Here is a 560-nt window from a genome sequence, read left to right as displayed (position 1 = left end):
GGGCACAAACTGACCCCAATTTTTTCTGGAAAATGTCCGATGATAAAGAGCGAAAAAATGGTACATCTTATCGAGAGCATGTGATTGCTTTACCAAGAGAGCTAACAGCAGACCACCGCCATGAATTGATTAAAGAGTGGATTCATCAAGAAATTGGTGAAAAACATGCTTATCAATATGCCATACATAACCCTTTAGCTATGGACGGTTTAGAACAACCACATGCTCATATAATGTTCAGCGAGCGTTTAATTGACGGTATAGAGCGCGATCCAGACCAATACTTTAAGCGTTTTAATGCTAAAAACCCCGAGTGTGGCGGAGCTAAAAAAGCGAATACGCCTAAGCTCCTAGATGAACGAAAACTAGAATTGAAAGACCAACGTGATAGATGGGAAAAATTATGTAACTCTCATCTTGAGTTGGCAGGGTCAGACGCTCGAATAAGCATGAAAAGCCTTGAGGAACAAGGGATTGATAGAGAGCCAATTAATTTATCAATGAAGCAGATTAAGACACCAAGTATAAAAAGCGTATACGAACATCAGTTAAAACTATCT

The 560-nt window shown here is 39.5% G+C and carries 1 protein-coding gene; it reads left to right on the top strand.

Annotation, left to right across the window (positions count from 1 at the left end):
* Window positions 1-560: MobA/MobL family protein (locus tag SB749_RS18670; protein ID WP_410711616.1), on the top strand; the 560-nt coding region annotated here is incomplete at both ends.

It is taken from the genome of Brevibacterium sp. SIMBA_078, assembly GCF_046534565.1.
GTDB lineage: Bacteria > Actinomycetota > Actinomycetes > Actinomycetales > Brevibacteriaceae > Brevibacterium.
Note: the sequence above shows the minus strand (reverse complement) of the source record. Positions and strands in the feature narration are given on the sequence as shown.